Source organism: Martelella mangrovi, assembly GCF_040545495.1.
GTDB lineage: Bacteria > Pseudomonadota > Alphaproteobacteria > Rhizobiales > Rhizobiaceae > Martelella > Martelella mangrovi.
Genome location: NZ_JBEPLY010000002.1, coordinates 223687 through 245308, shown reverse-complemented (window position 1 = coordinate 245308; position 21622 = coordinate 223687). Strand labels below are relative to the sequence as shown.

General features: G+C 60.0%; 23 protein-coding genes. 9 read left to right on the top strand and 14 right to left on the bottom strand.

The features are described from left to right. The first annotated feature begins 67 nt into the window (after positions 1-67). From petA to ABID12_RS03480, 4 genes are all read left to right on the top strand, one after another. Positions 68-646: a ubiquinol-cytochrome c reductase iron-sulfur subunit gene (gene petA / locus ABID12_RS03495; protein WP_106311314.1), complete on the top strand. Its 579-nt coding sequence runs from the start codon at positions 68-70 to the stop codon at positions 644-646. A 17-nt stretch (positions 647-663) separates the two neighbouring features. After that, a complete protein-coding gene (locus tag ABID12_RS03490; RefSeq protein WP_354433118.1) occupies positions 664-1941 on the top strand; it encodes a cytochrome b in 1278 nt (425 codons plus the stop codon). 23 nt (positions 1942-1964) lie between these two features. Then, positions 1965-2822 carry a cytochrome c1 gene (locus ABID12_RS03485; RefSeq protein WP_354433117.1) on the top strand — a complete coding sequence of 286 codons (858 nt, stop codon included), beginning with the start codon at positions 1965-1967 and terminating at the stop codon, positions 2820-2822. A gap of 106 nt (positions 2823-2928) precedes the next feature. Beyond that, positions 2929-3468 carry an adenine phosphoribosyltransferase gene (locus ABID12_RS03480; protein ID WP_354433116.1) on the top strand — a complete coding sequence of 180 codons (540 nt, stop codon included), beginning with the start codon at positions 2929-2931 and terminating at the stop codon, positions 3466-3468. 30 nt (positions 3469-3498) lie between these two features. Here the strand turns inward: ABID12_RS03480 and ABID12_RS03475 are convergent, their stop codons facing one another. After that, positions 3499-3990: a glutathione peroxidase gene (locus ABID12_RS03475; RefSeq protein WP_354433115.1), complete on the bottom strand. Its 492-nt coding sequence runs from the start codon at positions 3988-3990 to the stop codon at positions 3499-3501. Between the two features lie 353 nt (positions 3991-4343). After that, positions 4344-5447: a redox-regulated ATPase YchF gene (gene ychF / locus ABID12_RS03470; protein WP_354433114.1), complete on the bottom strand. Its 1104-nt coding sequence runs from the start codon at positions 5445-5447 to the stop codon at positions 4344-4346. Positions 5448-5683: 236 nt separating this feature from the next. Here ychF and clpS point away from each other — a divergent pair, with 236 nt between their 5' ends. Then, positions 5684-5995, top strand: coding sequence for an ATP-dependent Clp protease adapter ClpS (gene clpS / locus ABID12_RS03465; RefSeq protein ID WP_106311332.1), 312 nt, complete (start codon positions 5684-5686; stop codon positions 5993-5995). A 30-nt stretch (positions 5996-6025) separates the two neighbouring features. Here the strand turns inward: clpS and pth are convergent, their stop codons facing one another. The 9 genes from pth to lgt form a co-directional block, all read right to left on the bottom strand. After that, a complete protein-coding gene (gene pth / locus ABID12_RS03460) occupies positions 6026-6745 on the bottom strand; it encodes an aminoacyl-tRNA hydrolase (RefSeq protein ID WP_354433113.1) in 720 nt (239 codons plus the stop codon). Between the two features lie 77 nt (positions 6746-6822). Continuing rightward, entirely contained in the window at positions 6823-9042 is a 2220-nt protein-coding gene (locus ABID12_RS03455; RefSeq protein ID WP_354433112.1) for a sensor domain-containing protein, read from the bottom strand. 333 nt (positions 9043-9375) lie between these two features. After that, the gene (locus tag ABID12_RS03450; RefSeq protein WP_106311341.1) at positions 9376-10017 is read right to left on the bottom strand and encodes a 50S ribosomal protein L25/general stress protein Ctc; all 642 of its coding nucleotides are present in this window, start codon (positions 10015-10017) and stop codon (positions 9376-9378) included. A 214-nt stretch (positions 10018-10231) separates the two neighbouring features. Continuing rightward, positions 10232-11164 carry a ribose-phosphate pyrophosphokinase gene (locus tag ABID12_RS03445; RefSeq protein ID WP_354433111.1) on the bottom strand — a complete coding sequence of 311 codons (933 nt, stop codon included), beginning with the start codon at positions 11162-11164 and terminating at the stop codon, positions 10232-10234. 137 nt (positions 11165-11301) lie between these two features. After that, complete coding sequence (locus ABID12_RS03440; RefSeq protein WP_354433110.1) at positions 11302-12222, bottom strand: hypothetical protein; 921 nt, start codon at positions 12220-12222, stop codon at positions 11302-11304. Between the two features lie 81 nt (positions 12223-12303). After that, positions 12304-13455 (bottom strand): M24 family metallopeptidase, encoded by a 1152-nt coding sequence (locus ABID12_RS03435; RefSeq protein ID WP_106311350.1) that lies wholly within the window; start codon positions 13453-13455, stop codon positions 12304-12306. A 43-nt stretch (positions 13456-13498) separates the two neighbouring features. After that, positions 13499-14317 carry a peptidoglycan editing factor PgeF gene (pgeF, locus tag ABID12_RS03430; protein ID WP_354433109.1) on the bottom strand — a complete coding sequence of 273 codons (819 nt, stop codon included), beginning with the start codon at positions 14315-14317 and terminating at the stop codon, positions 13499-13501. A gap of 54 nt (positions 14318-14371) precedes the next feature. Next, a complete protein-coding gene (locus tag ABID12_RS03425; protein WP_354433108.1) occupies positions 14372-15472 on the bottom strand; it encodes a class I SAM-dependent methyltransferase in 1101 nt (366 codons plus the stop codon). Further along, positions 15469-16311: a prolipoprotein diacylglyceryl transferase gene (gene lgt, locus ABID12_RS03420; RefSeq protein ID WP_354433293.1), complete on the bottom strand. Its 843-nt coding sequence runs from the start codon at positions 16309-16311 to the stop codon at positions 15469-15471. The genes ABID12_RS03425 and lgt overlap by 4 nt, the downstream gene beginning before the upstream one ends. Positions 16312-16509: 198 nt before the next feature. On the opposite strand from lgt, the gene ABID12_RS03415 reads away from it, so the two are divergent. The 4 genes from ABID12_RS03415 to ABID12_RS03400 all read left to right on the top strand — a co-directional run bounded on the left by ABID12_RS03415 (position 16510) and on the right by ABID12_RS03400 (position 18846). Then, positions 16510-16773: an accessory factor UbiK family protein gene (locus ABID12_RS03415; protein ID WP_106311356.1), complete on the top strand. Its 264-nt coding sequence runs from the start codon at positions 16510-16512 to the stop codon at positions 16771-16773. A gap of 402 nt (positions 16774-17175) precedes the next feature. Then, positions 17176-17676 (top strand): type III secretion system chaperone family protein, encoded by a 501-nt coding sequence (locus tag ABID12_RS03410; RefSeq protein WP_106311358.1) that lies wholly within the window; start codon positions 17176-17178, stop codon positions 17674-17676. A 1-nt stretch (position 17677) separates the two neighbouring features. Then, positions 17678-18499, top strand: a complete 822-nt coding sequence (proC, locus tag ABID12_RS03405) for a pyrroline-5-carboxylate reductase (protein ID WP_354433107.1) — start codon at positions 17678-17680, stop codon at positions 18497-18499. Positions 18500-18504: 5 nt separating this feature from the next. Next, positions 18505-18846, top strand: coding sequence for a tRNA-binding protein (locus tag ABID12_RS03400; protein WP_354433106.1), 342 nt, complete (start codon positions 18505-18507; stop codon positions 18844-18846). Positions 18847-18868: 22 nt separating this feature from the next. Here ABID12_RS03400 and ABID12_RS03395 read toward each other — a convergent pair whose 3' ends face one another. From ABID12_RS03395 to ABID12_RS03385, 3 genes are all read right to left on the bottom strand, one after another. Then, positions 18869-20245, bottom strand: coding sequence for an ATP-binding protein (locus tag ABID12_RS03395; RefSeq protein WP_435528151.1), 1377 nt, complete (start codon positions 20243-20245; stop codon positions 18869-18871). Between the two features lie 72 nt (positions 20246-20317). Beyond that, positions 20318-21013, bottom strand: a complete 696-nt coding sequence (locus ABID12_RS03390) for a response regulator (RefSeq protein ID WP_354433105.1) — start codon at positions 21011-21013, stop codon at positions 20318-20320. Continuing rightward, a complete protein-coding gene (locus tag ABID12_RS03385) occupies positions 21010-21510 on the bottom strand; it encodes a MarR family winged helix-turn-helix transcriptional regulator (protein ID WP_354433291.1) in 501 nt (166 codons plus the stop codon). Before ABID12_RS03385 ends, ABID12_RS03390 begins: the two co-directional genes overlap by 4 nt. Positions 21511-21622: the final 112 nt, after the last annotated feature.

Sequence of the window (21622 nt, the reverse complement as noted above, 5' to 3'; positions counted from 1 at the left end):
GTCGCAGGAAACTGCGAGGGAGAACAAGGCGTTTCCGACGGTGGCATCAGCTGATGGAGGGATAGCGGTGCAAGACGAGACTGTTTCGACGGATCATTCCGGCGAACCGACCCGGCGCGATTTTCTGTATTTGACAACCGGGGTTGCCGGGGCTGTAGGGGTGGCCGGCGTCGCCTGGCCATTCATCGACCAGATGCGGCCGGATGCGTCGACACTGGCGCTTTCGACTGTCGAAGTGGATGTCTCCAGTCTCGAACCCGGCATGTCGCTGACGGTGAAATGGCGCGGCAAGCCGGTGTTCGTCCGCAATCGCACCGAGCGCGAGATCGAGGAGGCAAGGGAGGTGCCGCTTTCCGATCTCAAGGACCCCGAAGCGCGCAATGAAAACCTGCCGTCGGGTTCTCCGGCAACCGATGTCGACCGTTCTGCCGGTGAGGCCAAGGAAAACTGGATTGTCATGATCGGATCGTGCACCCATCTCGGTTGCATTCCGCTCGGTCAGGCCGGCGATTTCGGCGGGTGGTTCTGTCCCTGTCATGGCTCGCACTACGATACGGCGGGCCGTATCCGCAAAGGCCCTGCGCCGCAAAACCTTGCGATACCGCTATACGAATTTACGTCCGACACTGTAATCAGGATCGGTTGAGGGGGAGAGACTGGGCCATGAGTGGACACTCGAGTTATGTGCCGAAGAACGGTGTGTCGAAATGGATGGATGCGCGTCTGCCGCTGCCCCGCCTGTTATATGACAGCTTCATTTCCTATCCGGTTCCGCGCAATCTGAATTACGCCTATACCTTCGGCGCCATGCTTTCGGTCATGCTGGTGGTGCAGATCGTCACCGGCATTGTGCTGGCCATGCACTACACGTCCTCGACGTCTGCCGCCTTTCTGTCGGTCGAGAAGATCATGCGGGACGTGAATTATGGCTGGATGCTGCGCTACATGCATGCAAACGGCGCCTCGTTCTTCTTCATCGCCGTCTATCTGCATATTGCTCGCGGGCTTTATTACGGCTCCTACAAGGCGCCGCGTGAAATTCTCTGGATGCTCGGCGTGGTCATCTATCTGCTGATGATGGCGACCGGCTTCATGGGCTATGTGCTGCCCTGGGGCCAGATGTCCTTCTGGGGCGCGACGGTGATCACCGGTTTCTTCACCGCCTTTCCATTGATCGGGGATTGGGTCCAGCAGCTTCTGCTCGGCGGTTTCGCCGTTGGCGAGCCGACCCTGCAGCGCTTCTTCGCGCTGCACTACCTGTTACCGTTCATGATCGCCGGCGTCGTGGTGCTGCACATCTGGGCGCTGCATGTCACCGGGCAGACAAATCCCACCGGTGTCGAGGTCAAACAGAAGAGCGATACCGTGGCGTTTACGCCCTATGCGACCCTGAAGGATGCGCTTGGCGTGACGATCTTCCTGATCGCCTATGTCTGGTTCATCTTCTACATGCCGAATTATCTCGGCCATCCGGACAATTACATCCCGGCCGATTCAATGAAGACGCCGCCCCATATCGTTCCCGAATGGTATTATCTGCCGTTCTACGCGATGTTGCGGGCGATCACCTTCGACATCGGCCCGATCGATTCCAAGCTTGGCGGCGTTCTGGTGATGTTCGGCTCGATCCTGATCCTGTTCTTCCTGCCCTGGCTTGACACTTCCAAAGTGCGCTCGGCCGCCTATCGTCCGTGGTTCAAGCTGTTCTTCTGGCTGTTTGTCGCCAATGCGTTCATGCTTGGCTGGCTTGGGTCGCAGTCTGCCGAAGGCATATTCGTGATCATGTCGCAGCTTGGAACGCTTTATTATTTCGGATTTTTCCTCGTGATCATGCCGGTTCTGGGGCTGTTTGAAAAACCGGCCCGGGTGCCGAATTCAATCACCGAAGCCGTGCTCGAAAAGCAGGCCGCGCGCAAAAAGCCGGCCAAGGGCGGCGTCTGATGCGTGGCGAGAGGGGAAAAACCATGAAAAAGCTTATCGCCGGTGTTCTGTTCACCGCACTTTTGACGCCGCTGTGTCTCTCGGTCGCCAATGCAGCCGAGGACGGCGAGGAGGGCGGTACGCCGCATTATCCGATCGAGCATCCGCATCAGATGGACTGGAGCTTTGCAGGCCCGCTCGGCACTTATGACCGCGGTCAGCTTCAGCGCGGGCTGAAGGTTTACAGGGATGTCTGTTCGGCCTGTCATTCGCTCGATCTGGTGGCGTTCCGCACGCTTTCGGATCTCGGCTATTCCGAGGCGCAGGTAAAAGCCTTTGCCGCAGAGTATGAAATCGAGGCCGGTCCCGATAATGACGGCAACATGTACATGCGGCCCGGCATCCCGTCGGATTATTTCCCGGCGCCCTTCGAAAACGCCGAGCAGGCGGCTGCCTCCAACAATGGCGCCGCACCGCCCGATCTGTCGCTGATGGCCAAGGCCCGCGGCATCAAGCGGGGCTTCCCGACGTTCATCTTCGATATCTTCACCCAGTATCAGGAGGGCGGACCGGATTATATCCATGCGCTGCTGACGGGCTATGAGGATGCGCCCGCGGGCACGGAAATTCCAACCGGCACCTATTACAATCCCTATTTCGCCAATGCTGCGTCACTGGCCATGGCGCCGCCGCTTTCGGACGGGATCGTCGCCTATGACGATGGCACACCGGAAACGACGGACCAGTATGCGCGCGATGTTGCCGCCTTCCTGATGTGGACGGCGGAGCCCAAGCTTGAGGACCGCAAACAGACCGGTCTGGTGGTCATGGTCTTTCTCGTGATCATGACGGTTCTGGTTTATCTCACGAAAAAATCGGTCTATTCACGCAAGCACGATTGATTTTTCGCGTTCGGACGTGAACAAGGAAAGGCGGCGCGGGCCGCCTTTTTGATGGATGGCCGAGCACGCTTATCTGGACTGAAGCCGAATAAAAGGACATCGGAAGATGAATGCCAATCCTGAATTGCTCAATGCCATTCGCTCGATTCCGGATTATCCGAAGCCCGGTATCATCTTTCGTGACATCACCACGCTGCTCGGCGATGCGCGCGCCTTTCGCCGCGCCGTCGACGAACTGGTGCAGCCCTATGTCGGCATGAAGATCGACAAGATCGCGGGTATCGAAGCGCGCGGTTTCATTCTCGGCGGCGCACTGGCGCATCAGCTGTCGGCCGGTTTCGTGCCGATCCGCAAGAAGGGCAAATTGCCCGACAAGACCGTGTCGATGACCTATTCGCTGGAATATGGCGAAGACGAGATGGAAATGCATGTCGACGCCGTCAAGCAGGGCGAGAAGGTCATTCTGGTCGACGACCTGATTGCCACCGGCGGCACGGCGGAAGGCGCCGTCAAGCTGCTGAGGCAGATGGGGGCGGACATCGTTTCAGCCTGTTTCGTCATCGATTTGAAGGACCTGCCCGGCCGCAAGAAGCTCGAAGCCATGGGCGTCGAGGTTCGCTCGCTGGTGCAATACGAAGGCCATTGACGCTTGGTATAACGCCTGCGCCGCGAAAGCTCAGGCCCTCGCGGCAGCCAGCGCGTCGTTGATATCGTCCTGTATCTCTTCCGGCTTGACCGTCGGCGCATAGCGCTTGATCGGCTCGCCATCGCGCCCGATCAGGAATTTCGTGAAATTCCACTTGATGATGCCGGAGCCGAGAAAGCCCGGACGCTCCTTTTTCAGATATTTGAAAAGCGGATGAGCATCGTCGCCATTGACATCCACCTTGGCAAACATCGGGAAATCGACGCTGAATTGCGTCTTGCAGAATGTCGCGATCTCGGCTTCGTCGCCCGGCTCCTGCCCGCCGAATTGGTTGCAGGGAAAGCCAAGCACGGAAAACGCCTGCTCGCGATATTTCCGGTAGAGTTCCTCAAGGCCTTCATATTGCGGGGTGAAGCCGCATTCGCTCGCCGTATTGACGATCAGGAGCACATGGCCCTTGTAGTCGGAAAGATCGACGGTGGATCCGTCAATGCTCTTGGCTGAAAAGTCGTAGATGGTCATCTGTTCGCCCGGCTGTTGTTATAAGTGAGGAAATCGACTGTAGAGAAGGTGGGGCCGGGGACAGCCACCTTCAAGGCAAAAAGAAAGGCCGGTCTTGTGCGGACCGGCCTCAGTTTGTTGATAAACCCTGTAAGCAATCACAGCTTTGCCCCACCGTCATTCCGGCCTTGAGCCGGGATCTAGTAAGGGCCAAGTCCTTGCGCGCAAAGACTCTTTCTGGAAGCGCACAGCAAGCGGCCCTGGATACCGGCTCAAGGCCGGTATGACGAAAGAATGGGGGGCAAACTTTGTCAGCAGTCTGGGGCCGGTCTTGTACGGACCGGCCTTCTGCATGTATCGGGTGTCGCTCTGGCTCACGTATTGAAACGGAAATGGATCACGTCGCCGTCGTGGACGACGTATTCCTTGCCTTCATCGCGTGCCTTGCCGGCTTCCTTGGCGCCGGTCTCGCCGTTGAAGGCGATGAAATCGTCATAGGCGATCGTAAAGGCGCGAATGAAGCCGCGTTCGAAATCGGTGTGGATCACACCGGCAGCCGCCGGCGCCTTGGTGCCCCGGCGCACGGTCCAAGCGCGGGTCTCCTTCGGGCCGACGGTGAAATAGGTGATCAGGTCCAGAAGTTGGTAGCCGGCGCGGATCAGGCGATCGAGGCCTGCTTCCTCCAGACCCATTTCGGAGAGGAACATTTCCGCTTCCTCGGCATCGAGCTGGGCGACTTCCGCCTCGATGGCCGCCGAGATGATGACGGTTCCCGCCGATTGTTCGGCCGCCATGGCCGCGACCCTTTCGGTCTGCGTGTTGCCCTTGGCTGCGTCACCTTCGGCGACATTGCAGACGTAAAGCACCGGCTTGGAGGTCAGAAGGTTCAGGCCCTTGAGGATTTTGATGTCTTCGGCATCCAGCTCGTTCAAAAGCGAGCGCACCGGCTTGCCGTCCTGAAGCAGCTTCAGCGAGGCGTCCATCACGGGCAGCACGGCAAGCGCTTCCTTGTCCTTGCCGGTGGCGCGCTTGCGGGTCTGGTCGACGCGGCGTTCCAGGCTTTCCAGATCGGCGAGCATCAGTTCGGTCTCGATGGTGTCGGCATCGGCAACCGGGTCGATCCGGCCTTCGACATGGGTGATGTCGTCATCCTCGAAACAGCGCAGAACATGGACGACGGCATCGACCTCGCGGATATTGGCGAGGAACTGGTTGCCGAGGCCTTCACCCTTGGAAGCGCCGCGCACCAGCCCTGCAATGTCCACGAAGGAAATGCGGGTCGGAATGATTTCCTTCGAACCAGCCACCTTCGCCAGCGCGACCATGCGGTCGTCGGGCACGGCAACCTCGCCGGTATTGGGCTCGATCGTGCAGAAGGGGTAGTTGGCGGCCTGAGCTGCGGCGGTCTTGGTCAGCGCGTTGAAGAGGGTCGACTTGCCGACATTGGGCAGGCCGACAATTCCGCATTTGAAGCCCATGGGGATATCCTGCTTTTAAATTCGTTTCTCTGGCCCGAGGCTATGGGCGATGAAGGCGGCAAAGGTCAAGACCTCATCACGCAACAGCGGCTTTTCTCACGGCCGCACTTGCGAAATCGGGGCCGAGGGCGCAAAATAGCGATATTGCGGTTCGTCAGTTTCTGATGTCGTCAGTGCGCTTGCGCCGGCCGCGTATTCTTCATTTTTTGATTTTGAAAAGAAGGGACGGGTCGGCCATGAGCGACACGGGCTCCGATACAAAACGCAAGACGAAGACCAAACCGAAGGTCGCCCGGCCGCGGCTTTACAAGGTGATCCTCGTCAATGACGATTTCACGCCGCGCGAATTCGTTCTGGTCATCCTCAAGGCGGTTTTCCGGATGAGCGAGGAGCAGGGCTATAACGTCATGATGACCGCCCACCAGAAGGGACGGTGCGTGGTCGCCGTCTATAGCCGCGACATTGCCGAGACCAAGGCCAAGGAAGGCGTCGATCTTGCCAAACAGGCCGGCTTTCCGCTGATGTTCGTCACCGAGCCGGAAGAATAGGCCGGTCGGGCACTGTTGGGCAGTCGCCGGTCAGTCTTTTTTCTGGCCGAACATCTTTTTCAGCATATCGGCCATGGGGCCGCTTTCGGGCATTTTCTGCTGTCCGTGCTGGCGGGCCTTGTGGATATGGGATTTCGCCTTCCGCACCGGTTTCGCAGCGGCCGGTTGCGGCGGCGCGCCGCTGCCGCCTGTCGCCAGCGCGAGCTTGTTCATGAACTGCGAATCCTGGCCGCGCACCAGAAGGTCTGCGTTCGACGCGATCCCTGCCAGCAATGGCTCCAGCCATTCGCTGTCGACCTTGGCGAAATTGCCGAGCACATGGCCGTGGACGCGCGCCTTGTCGCCGGGATGGCCAATGCCGAGGCGCAGACGCCGGTAATCCTTGCCGCAATGGGCGTCGATCGACTTGATGCCGTTATGCCCGCCCGAGCCGCCGCCGGTCTTGATCCGGGCCTTGCCGGGGATCAGATCCAGTTCGTCATAGATCACCAGCAGGTCTGCGACGGAAAGCTTGTAGAAACGCAGCACCTCGCCGACCGCTTCGCCGGACAGGTTCATGAAGGTCTGGGGCTTGATCAGCAGCACTTTCTCGCCGGCAAGGCTGCCTTCTGAAATCAGCCCCTTGAACTTGGCTGACCAAGGCGAAAAACCGTTGCTGTCGGCGATGGCGTCAACGGCCATGAAGCCGATATTGTGTCGGTTGCCGGCATACTGGCCGCCCGGATTACCGAGACCCGCGATAATGAACATAAGCTGCTGTCCTTCAGGAAAAAGCGGCCCTTTTCCAACCTGTTTCACGTCGCATGTCAATATGCGTCGGCCGGGCCTCAGACGAGCGCCATGGCCTCGGAAAGTGGCAACGGTGTCGAAAACAGGAAGCCCTGGGCATACTGAACACCGATTGTGCGCAGGTGTCGTGCCTGCTCTTCTTCTTCCACACCCTCGGCAATCATCAGGCAGTCCATGTTGGTCGCGATCGCCGCGATGCCCTCAATCAGCCTCCGGCTGCGTGTGGCGATCGCCGGGTCGGGATGCGTCAGCCCCTTGATGAAGGACTGGTCGATTTTGATGATATCGACCTGAAAGCGCGTGAGGTAGGCAAGGGACGAATAGCCGGTTCCGAAATCATCAAGCGCGATTTTGCAACCGATGTGACGCAGCTGTTGAAGGCATTCGGTGATCCGGTCGCTGTCTTCCAGGAAAACGGCTTCGGTGATCTCGACTGTCAGCTGGGCGGGATCGACGCCGTAGACCTCAAGCTCGCTGGCTATGAATGCGATCTTTTCGGGCGTCAGCTCCACCGGCGAAAGATTGATGGCGATGTGCAGGTGTTCATCGCCGTGGCGCTGGCCAAGGGCGCGCAGGCCGGAAAGCGCTTTTGAAAACAGTTGCCGTCCGGCAAGATCGATCCGGTCCGATTCTTCGGCAATGGCGATGAATTCAGCCGGCGGTATCAAGCCTTTTTCGGGGTGGTTGAGGCGCATCAGGGCCTCAAAGCCGACGATATTGCCGCTTGCAAGATGCGTGACGGACTGAAAATGGGGCTCGAACAGGCTTTCCTCGATCCCGCGCCGGATGTCGTCTTCCGACTCCGTCCGCTTCTTTCGGCTTGCCAGCATTTCGGGCTCGAATGTCCGGATACCGTTGCCGCCTTCGCTCTTGCACGAGGAACTGGCAATCGTGGCGAAATGAATGAATTCCTGGCTGTCGGCGGCATTTTCGGGGAAGTGGGCAATACCGATGCTCACGGTGATCGACATCGTAGCCGAGCCGATCACGAAGGGCGTGCGCGCAGCTTCGCAGAGTGCTTCGGCGATGGTTTCGGCGTTCTTCCGGGCATCTGGGCCGGAGAGCACAAGCGCAAACTCATCGCTGCCGAGACGGGCCGACAGCAGCGCCTTTTGCAGTGACGGGCGCCACCGCTTGACGAGTGCACGCAGCAGCTCCTCACTCGCTCTATGACCATGATGGTCGTTGATCGACTTGAACCGGTCGATATCGACAAGCAGGCAGGCCAGCTGGCAGCCCGGTTGGGCATCGGCAATCAGGTCGGCAAGTCGTTTCTCGAAGCCGATCCGGTTTACAAGGCCGGTGAGATGGTCGGCAAATTCCGCCGTGTCGGTATCCGCTGCCTCGACGGTCAGGTCGGAAATGTCCTGGATCACCGCAAGCGCGAAGGCCTTGCCATCCGGCGCGGATACCGCCGTTGCGGCAAACCATGTGTCGGAAGTGCTGCCATCGGCGTGGCGAAAGCGCAGCATGCCCTTCTGGGGCTGGCCTTGCTCATGAAGGTCGGAAAGGCGTTTGCCGATCACATCCCGGTCAGGGGCGGTGAGGAATGTGCCGATGTCGGCGCCTGTCACATCCTCGCGACCGTAACCGCTCTTGCGCAGCCAGCCCTTGCTGACATCGACGAATTTGCCTGCCGCCGAAATCAGACAAGCCATTTCGGTTTCACTTTCGAACAGATGACCGAAGAGACGGTGGTCGTCACCGTCCGACGGCGGGCGGGTGTCAGCCTCCCGTATTTCCTCCGGATCGGATTGCGATGCGCCGTCTTCGCCGCCAGTATCTCCGGAAGAACCGGCACGGGACTTGAGTGTGCCGATGAAACGCCATGATGCCCAGCCAAGAAAAAACGATGCGACAACGCCTGTCACTATGATCAGCCACATCGCTGTACTGATCGAGGCGGGTCTTGAGAAATAGAGATTGAGCTTGCCGACTTCCTGTACGCCATTGCCGATCCCGTCATAAATGGGACGAGACAGGGAAGCCATGGCATTTGGCGTGCCGATCGGCAGGCTCGTGTCCTGCATCAGAAGATCGACCATTCCCGACCGATCGACGATCTCGACCTTGTCGACCTCGGGCGTCTTCTGAATGGCGGTCGCGATCATTGCCATCGTGTCATAATCGGCCGTCGCCATGGAAACGGCGAGCGCCGGCGCGCTGATATCGGCAAGCTGTGCGATATGTTTCGAAAAACTGGCGTCGGTTGCTTCGATCATGTGAAGCGAAAACAGCGAAAGGATTAACAGAGCCATGCTCACCGCGCAGGAGCTTGCCAGGGCGATCATGATGTCTCTGCCGGATCGAAGCCTGATCATGTGACCGTACTTGGCCCCTTCTCCACGCTGTATCCCGATTTTGCGGATGATCCGGCGAATGCCGGATGAATGTAAGCTATGACTTCCGAATAACATGCATGTTTTTTAGCTGACCTGCAATAACAAACGCCTAATTCTTCTGGTTGTGCAGAAGGATCTTTACGTCCGATTCCGCCTGTATCGGAAGACAGGCAATGCGACCAGCCAAAAAAATGAAAAGCCACGGGTTTCCCCGCGGCTTTTCAGTTTCTGTCAGAGAACGGCAGCAGCTTATTCTTCTGCGCCGCCTTCTTCTTCGGTCGTTTCGGCGGCGTCTTCGGCTTCGTCCTGTTCGGACTTCATGCCGGCCGGCGCTGCGATCGTGGCGATGGTGAAGTCACGGTCGGAGATGACCGGCGTAACCTTCGCGGGCACGTCGACAGCGGAGATGTGGATCGACTCGCCAACTTCGACGTTTGCAAGATCAACCGTGATGCTGTCGGGAATGGCGTTTGCCGGGCAGTTGAATTCAACTTCATGGCGCACGATGTTCAGGACACCGCCCTGCTTGATACCGGGGCAGATTTCATCGTTGATGAAGTGAACCGGAACAGCAACCGTAACGGTGCTCTTGGCCGAGATCCGCAGGAAGTCGACATGCATGACGAAGTCGCGGACCGGGTCGAGCTGGTAGTCCTTCGGCAGGACCATGTACTTGTCCTTGCCGACTTCGATCGTGAAGGTCGTGGTCATGAAGCCACCGTCGAAGATGCGCTTGGTCACTTCCTTGCGAGAGACCGCGATCGAAACCGGGGCTTTCTTGTCGCCGTAAATGACGGCGGGCACCAGGCCGTTGCGGCGCAGTTCGCGGGAGGACCCCTTACCGACCCGTTCGCGCGCTTCGGCCGTGAGCAGAGAGCTATTGTCGCTCATGGCATTTCCTTTCAGGTTATGTGGAGCGTTTCGCCGGCATGTTCTTGCCTTTGAAACGGGAGGGACAAGCCCTCATTCGCGCTGCCTCCAAGGGTGTCTGCGCGAACGTGGTGCCTATATAGGACGGACGGGCAAAAGGCAAGGCCGGAGCCTGCGCGATCAAGGCAACCGAACCGATCAACGGGAACGGTCGCCCTCGATGTGTCGCTCCGTCTTAGTCGAAGAGGCTTGAAACCGACGATTCGTGGCTGGTCCGGTTGATCGCCTCGCCGATAAGGGCGGCTGTGGAGATGACGCGGATATTGCCCGAAGCGACCATCTCGCCGCGCGGCTGGATCGAGTCGGTGATCACCAGTTCCTCCAGCTTGGACGATCCGATCCGCTGGACGGCCGCGCCGGAGAGAACGCCATGGGTGATGTAGGCGGTGACCGAAAGCGCGCCGTTGTTCAAAAGCGCCTCGGCCGCGTTGCACAGTGTGCCGCCGGAATCGATGATATCGTCGATCAGGATGCACTCCTTGCCCTCGACTTCACCGATGATGTTCATGACTTCGGATTCGCCGGGGCGTTCGCGTCGCTTGTCGACGATGGCCAGCAGACAGTCCAGCCGCTTGGCCAGCGCACGGGCGCGCACCACGCCGCCGACGTCGGGCGAGACCACCATGACATTGTCGAGGTTGCGCCGCGCCTTGATATCGCGCGCAAGAATCGGCAGTGCATAAAGGTTGTCGGTCGGAATATCGAAGAAGCCCTGGATCTGACCGGCATGCAGGTCGAGCGTCATCACACGGTTGGCGCCGGCCTGGGTGATCAGGTTGGCGACGAGCTTGGCCGAGATCGGCGTGCGCGGTCCAGGTTTGCGATCCTGCCTGGCATAACCGAAATAGGGAATAACCGCCGTGATGCGCCGCGCCGACGAACGTCGGAATGCGTCGATCATGATCAGCAATTCCATCAGGTGGTCGTTGGTCGGGAAGGAGGTCGACTGGACGACAAAAACATCCTCGCCGCGCACATTTTCCTGAATTTCAAAGAAAATTTCCTGATCGGCGAACCGCCTGACGCTCGCCTTGCCCATCGGGACATTGAGATAGTTGCAAATCGCTTCGGCAAGCTGTCGATTGGAATTGCCTGCGAAAACTTTCATGTCATATCGCCCGTTGCGTCTGTCTGCCCGCTTTTTAACCGGCTTGCCTGTGAATGCAAGGCGGTTGTTGCTGTCTTGTGACGGTTTCAACCGACTTTCCCGGATTCTCCTGTGCCAAGAGCCAGATTCGGGCCGTTTCAGCCCTGGCTGTCGAGCCAGGCAAGCAGGGAGCCGACAGATTCCTGACCGATATCCGCCATCATCGCCGGCGTTACCCCGTCCCACGGGTCGCTGCCGGAAAAACCGGTATCCGGGGAGGGCGTGCTGCCCTGGATGCGGTGGAGACGCAGACCGTCAGGACCGATGACATCCCAGACATAAACCACGGAGACCCGGCCATCCTGATCAACGACGGAGAAATAGCCCTTGAGACTGATGTCGGCAGTGGTCTGATCCATCGGCACGATGGTCAGCCCGGCCGCGCGCACGCTGTCGCCAAGCCGGGCGGAAAGGGGCGCGAGCTTGTCCGACGGTGCGCCGATGATCGGCAGGAAGCGGATTGTCTGGGCTGCGGCAACAGCGGTTGCCGGCGGGGCAGAACTTGGTTGCGTCGTAGCAGGCGGCGCGGAAGCCGGTTGGGGGGCAGGCTGGGCGGCAGCTGGTTGAGTGGCGGCCGGTTGGGCGGCGATGGCCTGCTGTTGTACTGCCGTGGCCGGCGGTGCAGCAGGGGCAAGCTGTTGTGGTGCGGTTTGCGCTGCGGCCGGCGCGGCCGTTGCGGCAACAGCCGCCTGCTGCGGCTGGCCGAGCTGTTCGGCCTGCTGACCGAATGTGCTGGGCGGCCTGCCCCTTGCGGGCGTGGCATCGTAAGTCGTCGCGGCTTGCTGCTGATATGTTCCACCGCCGGCCGGGCTGCCGGAAGACGTTGATGCCGGCGGAGCAAGGTTCTGGCGGGCGACGTTGGTCTGCGGGGCGGCTGCGATAGGCGGCGGGTTCTGGGCGACCTGCGGCGAGGCCATGCCGACCGGCGCCGGCGGTGTGGACGTCAATGTCAGCACATCGCTGGTGGAGCAGGCGGCAAGCAGGCCCGCAGCAACGAAAATGCTTGCCATCCGGAACATTTGATCACGCCCTTCCTTTGAAATCGTTCGCGATTTTCAGGAGTGAGCGCTGCGTTGTCAAACGGTGGGCGTGATCATGCTTTATTTTGTGTAAAGGTCGAGGCTGAGCCGCGAAAGCGGCCTGGGATCATCCTCGCCGGTCAGGTAGGTGCGGCCGAGTGTCATTGCCGTACCGCTGTCGGAATCCATGAGGATAATGTGCACGAACAGCGACATCGAAGGCAGGATCGGGTTCGGATTTCCGGCGTGGAACATCTGGTGTTCCATCCATGACGGCGCGAACCGCGCGCCCAGTGAATATCCGCAGGCATTCAGTCGGTGGCGGGAAAGGCCGCGGTCATCCATGATTTCGGCGTGCTTGTCGAAAACGTCGCCGAAACTGTGCCCGGGTCGCAGTAATTCTTCAATCGCCTCCAGCGCAGCCCGTCCTGCGCCGTAAAGCGCGTGGTGCCGGTCGCTCGGCTCCCCAACCACCACCGTGCGCATCGCCGCCACATGATAATGAGCCCAGACGCCGGCCCATTCGAGCGTGAGCTGATCGTTTTCCAAAAGCGTCTGGCGCCCCGATTTCGCGCGGCACAGAAGCGCGCTTTCGCCGGAACCGATGATGAAATTGTTGGCCGGATAATCGCCGCCTCCCGAAAGCACGGCGCCCTGCATGGCAGACAGGATTTCGCCTTCATCGGCGCCCGGCCTGATCAGCGGCAGCGCTGCATCGAAGGCGTCGTCGCACAGTGTCGCGGCCTTTTCGATACATGTGATCTCAGCCGGGCTTTTGATCAGGCGCAGATTGCTGACCAGATAGGAAGAATCCTCAATCTGGCAGAAGCTGGAAAGCTGTTCGTCGAGCAGGTGAGCGGACCGTCCGGTCATGCCGTGGGTGTCGTATTCGACGCCGATCCGGCAGCCGAGCAGGTCGAGATCGGCGAGCATTTCCTTCAGGTCCCGGCTCGGATCGGTCTGGCCGCGATCGACCCAGATGCGGATATCGCTGATATTCGAGGTCTGGCGCGCCTGGCGGACATCGGCCGAACGGGTCAGAAGCGTCATCTTGCCGTCAGCGGTCACGGCAAGGCACTGGAAAAACACGAAGCCGAAGGTGTCATATCCCGTCAGCCAGTACATGCTTTCCTGCGCAAACAGCAGCACGGCATCGAGCTTCTTGGCCGCCATTGCGCTTTTCAGCCGCGTCAGCCTCTCGGCATATTCTTCGCTTTCAAAGATAAGCGCCATATCTGTCTCCCCGGGCGTGTGGCACGCTGTTGACATGTGAAGCTCACCGAGCCCCGATCGAAATCGCCGAAATCTGCCGGCCGTAGTCCGGTTCGCCACGATGGGTGGCGCGGCGATAGGAAAAGAAATCCTGCTCGTTTTCATATGTACACTGTCCGACGATGTCGTGGACAATGCCGGCACGGTCCAGTTTCAGGCCGATGAAGCCAGCAAGGTCGAAGAGCGCGTGACCGGCCGTTTCCGACGGTGTGAAGAAACGCGCAAATGCGCTGTCGGCCTGTGTAAAGCGTTCGATGAATTCCGGGCCGACTTCATAAGCCTTGCTGCCGATTGCCGGGCCCAGGCTTGCAACAATCGCCTCACGTCGTGCGCCGAGCGCAATCATCGCGTCTGCGGTTGCCTCCAGTATGCCGGTGAAAGCGCCGCGCCAGCCTGCATGGGCCGCACCGATGACGCCGTTTTCGGTATCGGCCAGCAATACCGGCCCGCAATCGGCCGTCAGGACACCGAGCACAAGGCCCGGCGTGCTGGTCACCAGACCATCAGCGCGCGGCCTGTCGCCGGTCAGGGGCCGGTCCACGGCGATCACATCGGCCGAATGGCACTGATGGAGGTTGATGAGGTTGTCGGCGTTTTCGCCAAACCATCCGGCCACTGCGGCGCGATTCGCCGCGACATTTTCAGTCCGGTCATCCGAGCCCGCGCCACAGTTGAGGCTGTCGTAGATACCGTTCGAGACACCGCCCCGGCGCGTGAAAAAGCCGTGACGGAAACCGGTTCCGGCAAGCCGCGCGCTCAAGAGCGGGCTTTGAACCGGGACAGGTTCAGCATGGGTTTCGGCTGTCCGGTCGGACTGGCGCATTGCAATTTCCTGGATCGTGTTTTGGCGGATGTTGGTGTGGGGCAGGTGTGGTTGTCAATCCTCGGCGTCAAACGGCGTGAGCGCCAATGACCGGTGGGTAACACACAATACCTTGAAAAGATTACCCATTTCGTCAGCGCCTTCGCCTGCAAGCCGGCGGGCGGCCGCGACGATCTGCTGCTGGGTTTCGACACTCTTCCCCCGGCCGAGCTGCGAGGCGCGGGGACCGAGGCCAAGACCGGCGAGAAAAGCGCCCTGCATCATCATCGGATGGACATGGGCGCCCTCATGCTGCGCGGCAGCGGCAAGGGCTGAAAAATCGACATGGCTGGTAAGGTCTGCCTCGCCCGGATGGGCAAGCGGCGGATCGAAAACATGCTTGCGCACGGCCTGCAGGGTGTCGCCGAAACCGCTTTTCAGATGGCCGTAGTCGATGATCAGCGCGCTGCCGCCACCGGTTTTCAGCCTTTCGGCAATGCGGACCATCAGCGCTTCGCGCGCCGGAGCCGGTTCGAAGATCGTGCCGTCGGCCTGTGTCTTCCAGTTGGCGGGAAGGGCGGCAGGATCAAGCCGGGCAGGGGAGACGCCGAAGGTGAGCGCTCCTTTGTCGTCAAGTGTCACCACGCGCTCGAAGAAACCGGTTCCCGCCTTGACGAACTGGCGGGTGGCGATCGCGTCGAATAGTTCATTGGCGACAAACAGGGTGAAGCCGTCAGGCGCCGCGCCAATATCATCGATCCAGACGATCCGGTTGGTGTGGCGCGTAAGAGTGTCGGCCTGGCGCGCGCGCAGCGCCGGGCTGGTTTCCATCAGGGCTACCGAAAGCCCGTCATGGAGGTCTGGCGCCAATTGGGCGATGACGTTCAGAATATCCGCCATCATTGTGCCGCGCCCCGGCCCGCCCTCGATCAGCACGGTTTTCTCGGGGCGGCCGTGGCCTTGCCAGGCCTGAATCAAAAAGACGCCGACGAGTTCGCCGAAAAGCTGCGAGACTTCCGGCGCCGTGGTGAAATCGCCGCCACGGCCCAGCGGATCACGGTTGAGATAGTAGCCGTATTCCGGATCGGCCAGGCAAAGCGTGAAATAGGTGCTGACCGGCATCGGCCCGCCGGTCTCGATCATTGTCCTGATCTTTTTGCCAAGCGGCGTGGTCACGATGTTTTGCCCGTGTCTTTGCGCCTTGCCATGCGGCCGGAATACCAGATGCCCCACAGCCCGATGAGCAGCATCGGCAGCGACAGCACCATGCCCATGGTCAGCCAGCCGCCGAAGAGATAGCCAAGCTGCGGGTCGGGTTCGCGGAAGAACTCCACGAAGATGCGCGATAGGGCATAGAGGCAGATGAAGATACTGCCCGTCAGCCCCGGGCGCTTCAGCGTGTGGAAAAACTGCGTGGCGATGAACAGGATGATGAGCGTGACAAGACCCTCAAGGCCCGCCTCGTAAAGCTGGCTCGGGTGACGCGGCAGCGCCCCGGCGCCGGGAAACACCATGGCCCATGGCACATCGCTCACCCGGCCCCAAAGCTCGCCATTGATGAAATTGGCGATGCGGCCGAAAAACAGGCCGATCGGGGTCACTGTCGCCATCAGGTCGAGCAGCGACCAGGTGTTGATGGCATGTTTGCGCGAGAAGAGGATCATGACCGTGATCATGCCGATCAACCCGCCGTGGAACGACATGCCGCCATCCCAGACCTTGAAGACCATCAGCGGATTGGAAAGAAAAGCGTCGGGGACGTAGAAAAACATGTAGCCGAGCCGTCCGCCAACGACGATGCCCAGAACGGACCAGGTGATGAAATCGTCAAGCCGTGCCAGCGTCATCGGCTGCTTGCCGGCGGGCCAGAGCCGTTCCTTCTTCAGCAGCCAGCGTGCATAAAGCCAGCCGAGCAGGATGCCCGCGACATAGGCAAGCCCGTACCAGTGAACCTGCAACGGTCCGAGACGAAGCGCCACCGGATCGATAGCCGGATAAGGCATGGAGGCAAGCATGATATGGTCTGGCAGCAAGGTCTGAATTCCTCTATGGTCGGCGGGAAGATGGCGACATAATGCGGCCCGGTCAAGTTCGTCCGCGGTGCCGCTTCATGTACATTGTTTGCAGCCGGGCTTGCGCCTTTGCGACGGCTTCACTAACTCATGGGCAGGCACCGGCACGGTGCGCCCCGCATTGCGACAGGAGAAACCGACATGACATCCGGCACCACGCGCATCCTCGACGATCTGGCGAAACTGATGACCGATGCCGCAGGCTCGGTTCAAAGCGCGAGCAAGGACCTTGAAACCGCGGTCAAGGCGCAGGTGGAGCGCTGGCTGAACAGCATGGACGTGGTCCAGCGCGAAGAGTTCAACGCCGTGCGTGAGATGGCGATCAAGGCGCGCGACGAAAACGACGAGCTGCGCGCGCGCATCGATGCGCTTGAGGCACAGCTGAAAGAAAAGGCCGGCGAATAACCGCCGCCTCGAAAAATCGGAATACAAATATGTAAGGCAGGTCTCATCGAGGCCTGCTTTTTTCGTTTGCGGCAAGCGCGTTGTTGCCCGAAACCGGTCCGGTAAGGTTCCAGAAGGTCGCTTTAAGCTTTTCGGCAAGACTTTCACCAAAAAAAATCCCGCCTGTGGACATGGTTAAAAAAGGCAATTCGCTGAATCATTTAGGTCTTGGCCCTGAATCATTTTCGTAACGCGAAAATGACAGATCACGGGAAAGCGGCATGCGGGGGGCTGGTGTTGGCGAATACGCATTATACACTGATTTTAATAGATGATTCGAAATAGAGCCCGGTGCGTGCAACGCGGGGAGGCCGGTATCGCAACTGGCCGAAGCCGGTGGGCGGTACTCGGAAAAGGTGGTTTATGGGTCTTGGTCTTTTGGAAATTGAACGTTTGAACAATCCGGTCGACATGATCGAGTTCGTGGCATCCACGAATGACTGGAGTTTCGAGCGTTCCGGCGAGGACGAGATCGCGATGACGGTCGGTGGCCGTTGGGCCGACTATCACGTCTCGTTTTCATGGATGAGCCAGCATGAGGCGCTGCACCTTGCCTGCGCCTTCGACCTGCGCGTGCCTGACCACAGGGTGACCGAACTTGTGCGCCTGCTGTCGCGCGTCAATTCCCAGGTGCTGATGGGCCATTTCGATTTCTGGCCGCATGAAAATGTCGTCGTCTTCCGTCATTCGCTGCTTCTGGCAGGCGGTGCCGAGCCCACCAACCAGCAGGTCGAGGGCACGCTGTCGAACGGGCTCGATGTGTGCGAGAATTATTTTCAGGCCTTCCAGTTTGTCGTCTGGTCCGGCATGTCGGCCGAAGACGCCATGAAGGCAGTGTTGTTCGAAACGGTTGGAGAGGCCTGATATGGCGGATCTCGGCGAAATCGAAGGACTGGTTCTGGTCGGCGCCGGCAATATGGGCGGCGCGATGCTGTCCGGCTGGGTTGCCGGCGGGGTGTCGCGCGAGGCGATCACGGTGATCGACCCGAACCCCTCCAACAATATCAAGAGCCTTCTGGACCGCAGCGGCATCCGCCATGCGGTCGCGCCGCCGGACAATATCAAGGCAAAGATCCTCATTCTGGCGGTCAAGCCGCAGGTCATGTATGCGGTGCTCGACACGATTATCCCGATAATCGATGACGATACGCTGGTGGTCTCCGTTGCCGCCGGCAAGACGCTTGACTATTTCGAGGAACGTCTCGGACAGCATGCCATGATCCGCACGATCCCGAATACGCCGTCCATGGTCGGGCGCGGCGTCATCGGCGCCTTTGCCAACAGCCTTGTCTCAGCGCCCGCACGGGAAAAGGCGGATATGCTGCTTTCCGCTGTCGGTCAGGTCGAGTGGGTGGAAAAGGAATCCGATATCGACGCCGTGACGGCGGTTTCGGGCAGCGGGCCTGCCTATGTCTTCTATCTGGTCGAGTGCATGGCAGAGGCCGGGCGCAAGCTCGGGCTTGATGAAGAACTCGCCATGCGGCTTGCGCGCGGTACGGTGATCGGCGCGGGCGCGCTGATGGACGGATCTGAGGATGAGGCCGGAACGCTGCGCAAGAACGTGACGTCTCCCGGCGGAACCACGGCGGCGGCCCTTGAGCACCTGATGGCCGAAGACGGCCTGCAGCCGGTTTTCGATCAAGCGCTGGAGGCCGCCTGCAAACGCTCCCGCGAACTGGCAGGCTGAACGCGATGACAGACGAGATTGCATTCGATGATTTCCTGAAGGTGGATATCCGCGCGGGCACGATTGTCGAGGCGGAAACCTTTCCCGAGGCGCGTAAACCCGCCTACAAGCTGAAGATCGATTTCGGGCCGGACATCGGCATCAAAAAATCGTCCGCCCAGATCACGGTGCACTATACGCCGGAAACACTGGTCGGCAGGCAGGTGATGGCGGTTGTCAATTTTCCGCCGCGCCAGATCGGCCCGTTCCGCTCGGAAGTGCTGACCCTCGGCATGGCGGACGAAAATGGCGACATCGTTCTGGCTGCAATCGGCAAGCCGGTCGAAAACGGCGCAAGGCTGCACTGAAGCCTATCAGCACTGACATCTATCAGCACGGAATGTGAATGGTCGCCCGCAAGCCGCCGAGCGGGCTATCCGACAGCACCACATTGCCGCCATGGGAACGGGCGATGTCGCGTGCAATCGCCAGCCCGAGCCCGGTTCCAGACGAATCGAGATTGCGCGCGTTGTCGAGCCTGAGGAACGGCTTGAACACGTCTTCGCGCATGTCCTCGGCAATGCCCGGCCCGTCATCGTCAAAGGAGACTGACAGCCATTTCTCGCCGTGTTCGGCGGTGATTTCCAGGCGATTGGCATGGCGTTTGGCGTTTGATGCCAGATTGGCCACCAGCCGGGCAAAGGCATTGGGGCGCACCGTGACCGCATCATCGCCGATAATCGTGTAATGCAGCGTCTTGCCGGAAAGCTCGAAATCCTCCTGCTGGCGTTTGAACAGGGCGGAAAGGCTTGCCGTACCTGTTGTCTCCTCCGCGTCGCCGCGGGCAAAGTCGATATAGCCCTCCAGCATTTTCTGCATTTCCTCGATATCCTGATTGAGCGCGTCAACCTCCGCACTGTCGCCGATCAGGGCGAGCTGCAGCTTGAAGCGTGTCAGGATGGTGCGCAGATCGTGGCTGACGCCGTTGAGCATGGTGGTGCGCTGTTCGATCTGCCGCTCGATGCGCTCGCGCATCAGGATGAAGGCGAGACCGGCCCGCCGGATTTCGATGGCGCCGCGCGGCTTGAACGGCATGGATGAGCGATGTCCCTTGCCGAAATCTTCCGCCGCTTGCGCCAGGCTCAGGATCGGGCGTGTCTGTCCCCGCAGGAACAGCGTGGCGATGCCGATCAGCACCAGCGAGGTGCCGACCATCCACAGGATGAAGATGTGGGTGTTCGACGCATAGGTCATGGAACGCCGGGCAAAAATCCTGAGAATGCCTTCATCCAGCTTGATGCGGATTTCCACGAAACGCGAATTGCCCAGCGTATCGATCCAGAAGGGGCGGCCGATCTTGTCTGAAATGAGCTCGGCCAGCACCTGGTCCAGCAAGCCGAAAAACGGTTTCGGCAGCGGTGGCGGCAGTTTGCCGTCGGGCTCCAGGGCGACGCGAAGTCCCATGTCGCGCGCCGCAATCGATATGATCTCGTCCTCGTAATCGGGGTCGGTCGTGTCGATGAGGTCGATGATGGCCGCAATGTCACCGGTCACGGCGTCGGAGAGCCGCTCGGTCACCATCTGCCAGTGGCGCTCCATGAACACCGCGGCGACGACGGCCTGAAGCAGCAGCATCGGGATGATGCTGATCAGCAGGGAGCGCGCGAAAAAGCCGCGCGGCAGGCGGTGATGGGTCCAGCGGGCAACGGTGTTGTAGGCCCCGCACAGCTGGCGCAGGCCGGGCAGTCCTGCAATGGCGCGAAGCACCTTGCGCACCCCTCCGGCGGCTTGGTTGCAGGCATTCGTCAGGCTTTGGCGCAATTGTCTCAACGACACACCCTAATCCCGGTTCAGCCGGTAGCCGATGCCGCGTACGGTCTGCAGATAGCGCGGATTTGCCGGATCGCTCTCGATCTTGCGTCTGAGCCGGTTGATCTGCACATCGATCGTGCGTTCGTTGATCTCCGCGTCGGAACTGACAAGGTCATAGCGGGCAACGGTTTCGCCGGCCTTTTCCGTCAGCATGGTCATGATGTCCTGTTCGCGTTCGGTCAGGCGGATCGGCGTGGAGCCCTTTTTCAGTTCGCGGCGGGACAGAGAGAAGGTGTAGGGGCCGAACATGATCTGTTCGATCGCCGGTGTCTTGGGCGTCTGGGAACGGCGCAGGATATTGCTGATTCTCAGGAGCAGTTCGCGTGGTTCGAACGGCTTGGCGAGATAGTCGTCCGCGCCGGCTTCGAGCCCTTCAATCCGGGCATCGGCTTCCGCTTTCGCGGTCAGCAGCAGCACCGGAACCGGGCGGATTTTGCTCAGGTCCCGGGTCAGTGACACACCGTCTTCGCCGGGCATCATCACATCGAGCACGAGCAGGTCGAAATCCAGCCCCTCAAGCTTGCGCCGCGCCTCGGCCGCATCGCCGGCGGTTGAAACGCGGTAGCCCTGTTCGCCGAGATAGCGCTTCAAAAGCGTGCGGATGCGGGTGTCGTCATCGACGATCAGCAGGTGAGGGGCGTCGTCTGCAACTTTTGGGGTCATGAATTGGCTCCGTTGCCGGAGGACAGCGCGCCGCACAGATCGGTGGGATCGTTGTTGCACATGCGCGCCAGAAAGTGCATTACGGCGCTGCGCTCGTTCTCCGAAAGGTCTTTCAGGGCTTCGGCAATGCGTTCAAGCTGCGGTGACAGCAGTTCCTGACGCAGGCTTTCCCCCTTTGGGCTTAGCGACAGGCGGCGCTGGCGGCGATCCTCCGGGCCGGTGGTCTGGCGCACATAGCCGCCGTCGATCAGCTGTTTGAGAACGCGGGCAAGGCTTTGCTTGGTAATACCCAGCGTGTCGAGCAGGTCGGCAACACTCATGCCCGGACGGCTGCCGACGAAGTGCACCACCCGGTGATGGGCACGGCCAAAGCCGATCTCATCCAGGATCGCGTCGGGATCCGAAGTGAAATCGCGATAGGCAAAGAACAGAAGCTCGACGATTTCGAACTCCTCCTCGCTGTTTCGGGTCGGGTTGGAAAACACGTCCGCTGTTATCGCTTCACTCTTCGGCACTGAGGCTTACATCCTTTCGCCGTTTTGCATTTCCCGGGTGACGGGGGTTTGCAATCAAAACAAGTCTGACATAGGTGTTGCAATAGATTTAGAG

Bases quoted from the DNA above. Each gene is read 5' to 3' on its own strand.
- ABID12_RS03490 (WP_354433118.1), top strand. From the start codon at position 664: ATGAGTGGACACTCGAGTTATGTGCCGAAGAACGGTGTGTCGAAATGG.
- ABID12_RS03485 (WP_354433117.1), top strand. From the start codon at position 1,965: ATGAAAAAGCTTATCGCCGGTGTTCTGTTCACCGCACTTTTGACGCCG.
- ABID12_RS03480 (WP_354433116.1), top strand. From the start codon at position 2,929: ATGAATGCCAATCCTGAATTGCTCAATGCCATTCGCTCGATTCCGGAT.
- ABID12_RS03475 (WP_354433115.1), bottom strand. From the start codon at position 3,990: ATGACCATCTACGACTTTTCAGCCAAGAGCATTGACGGATCCACCGTC.
- ychF (WP_354433114.1), bottom strand. From the start codon at position 5,447: ATGGGCTTCAAATGCGGAATTGTCGGCCTGCCCAATGTCGGCAAGTCG.
- clpS (WP_106311332.1), top strand. From the start codon at position 5,684: ATGAGCGACACGGGCTCCGATACAAAACGCAAGACGAAGACCAAACCG.
- pth (WP_354433113.1), bottom strand. From the start codon at position 6,745: ATGTTCATTATCGCGGGTCTCGGTAATCCGGGCGGCCAGTATGCCGGC.
- ABID12_RS03455 (WP_354433112.1), bottom strand. From the start codon at position 9,042: ATGGCTCTGTTAATCCTTTCGCTGTTTTCGCTTCACATGATCGAAGCA.
- ABID12_RS03450 (WP_106311341.1), bottom strand. From the start codon at position 10,017: ATGAGCGACAATAGCTCTCTGCTCACGGCCGAAGCGCGCGAACGGGTC.
- ABID12_RS03445 (WP_354433111.1), bottom strand. From the start codon at position 11,164: ATGAAAGTTTTCGCAGGCAATTCCAATCGACAGCTTGCCGAAGCGATT.
- ABID12_RS03440 (WP_354433110.1), bottom strand. From the start codon at position 12,222: ATGTTCCGGATGGCAAGCATTTTCGTTGCTGCGGGCCTGCTTGCCGCC.
- ABID12_RS03435 (WP_106311350.1), bottom strand. From the start codon at position 13,455: ATGGCGCTTATCTTTGAAAGCGAAGAATATGCCGAGAGGCTGACGCGG.
- pgeF (WP_354433109.1), bottom strand. From the start codon at position 14,317: ATGCGCCAGTCCGACCGGACAGCCGAAACCCATGCTGAACCTGTCCCG.
- lgt (WP_354433293.1), bottom strand. From the start codon at position 16,311: ATGCTTGCCTCCATGCCTTATCCGGCTATCGATCCGGTGGCGCTTCGT.
- ABID12_RS03415 (WP_106311356.1), top strand. From the start codon at position 16,510: ATGACATCCGGCACCACGCGCATCCTCGACGATCTGGCGAAACTGATG.
- ABID12_RS03410 (WP_106311358.1), top strand. From the start codon at position 17,176: ATGGGTCTTGGTCTTTTGGAAATTGAACGTTTGAACAATCCGGTCGAC.
- proC (WP_354433107.1), top strand. From the start codon at position 17,678: ATGGCGGATCTCGGCGAAATCGAAGGACTGGTTCTGGTCGGCGCCGGC.
- ABID12_RS03400 (WP_354433106.1), top strand. From the start codon at position 18,505: ATGACAGACGAGATTGCATTCGATGATTTCCTGAAGGTGGATATCCGC.
- ABID12_RS03390 (WP_354433105.1), bottom strand. From the start codon at position 21,013: ATGACCCCAAAAGTTGCAGACGACGCCCCTCACCTGCTGATCGTCGAT.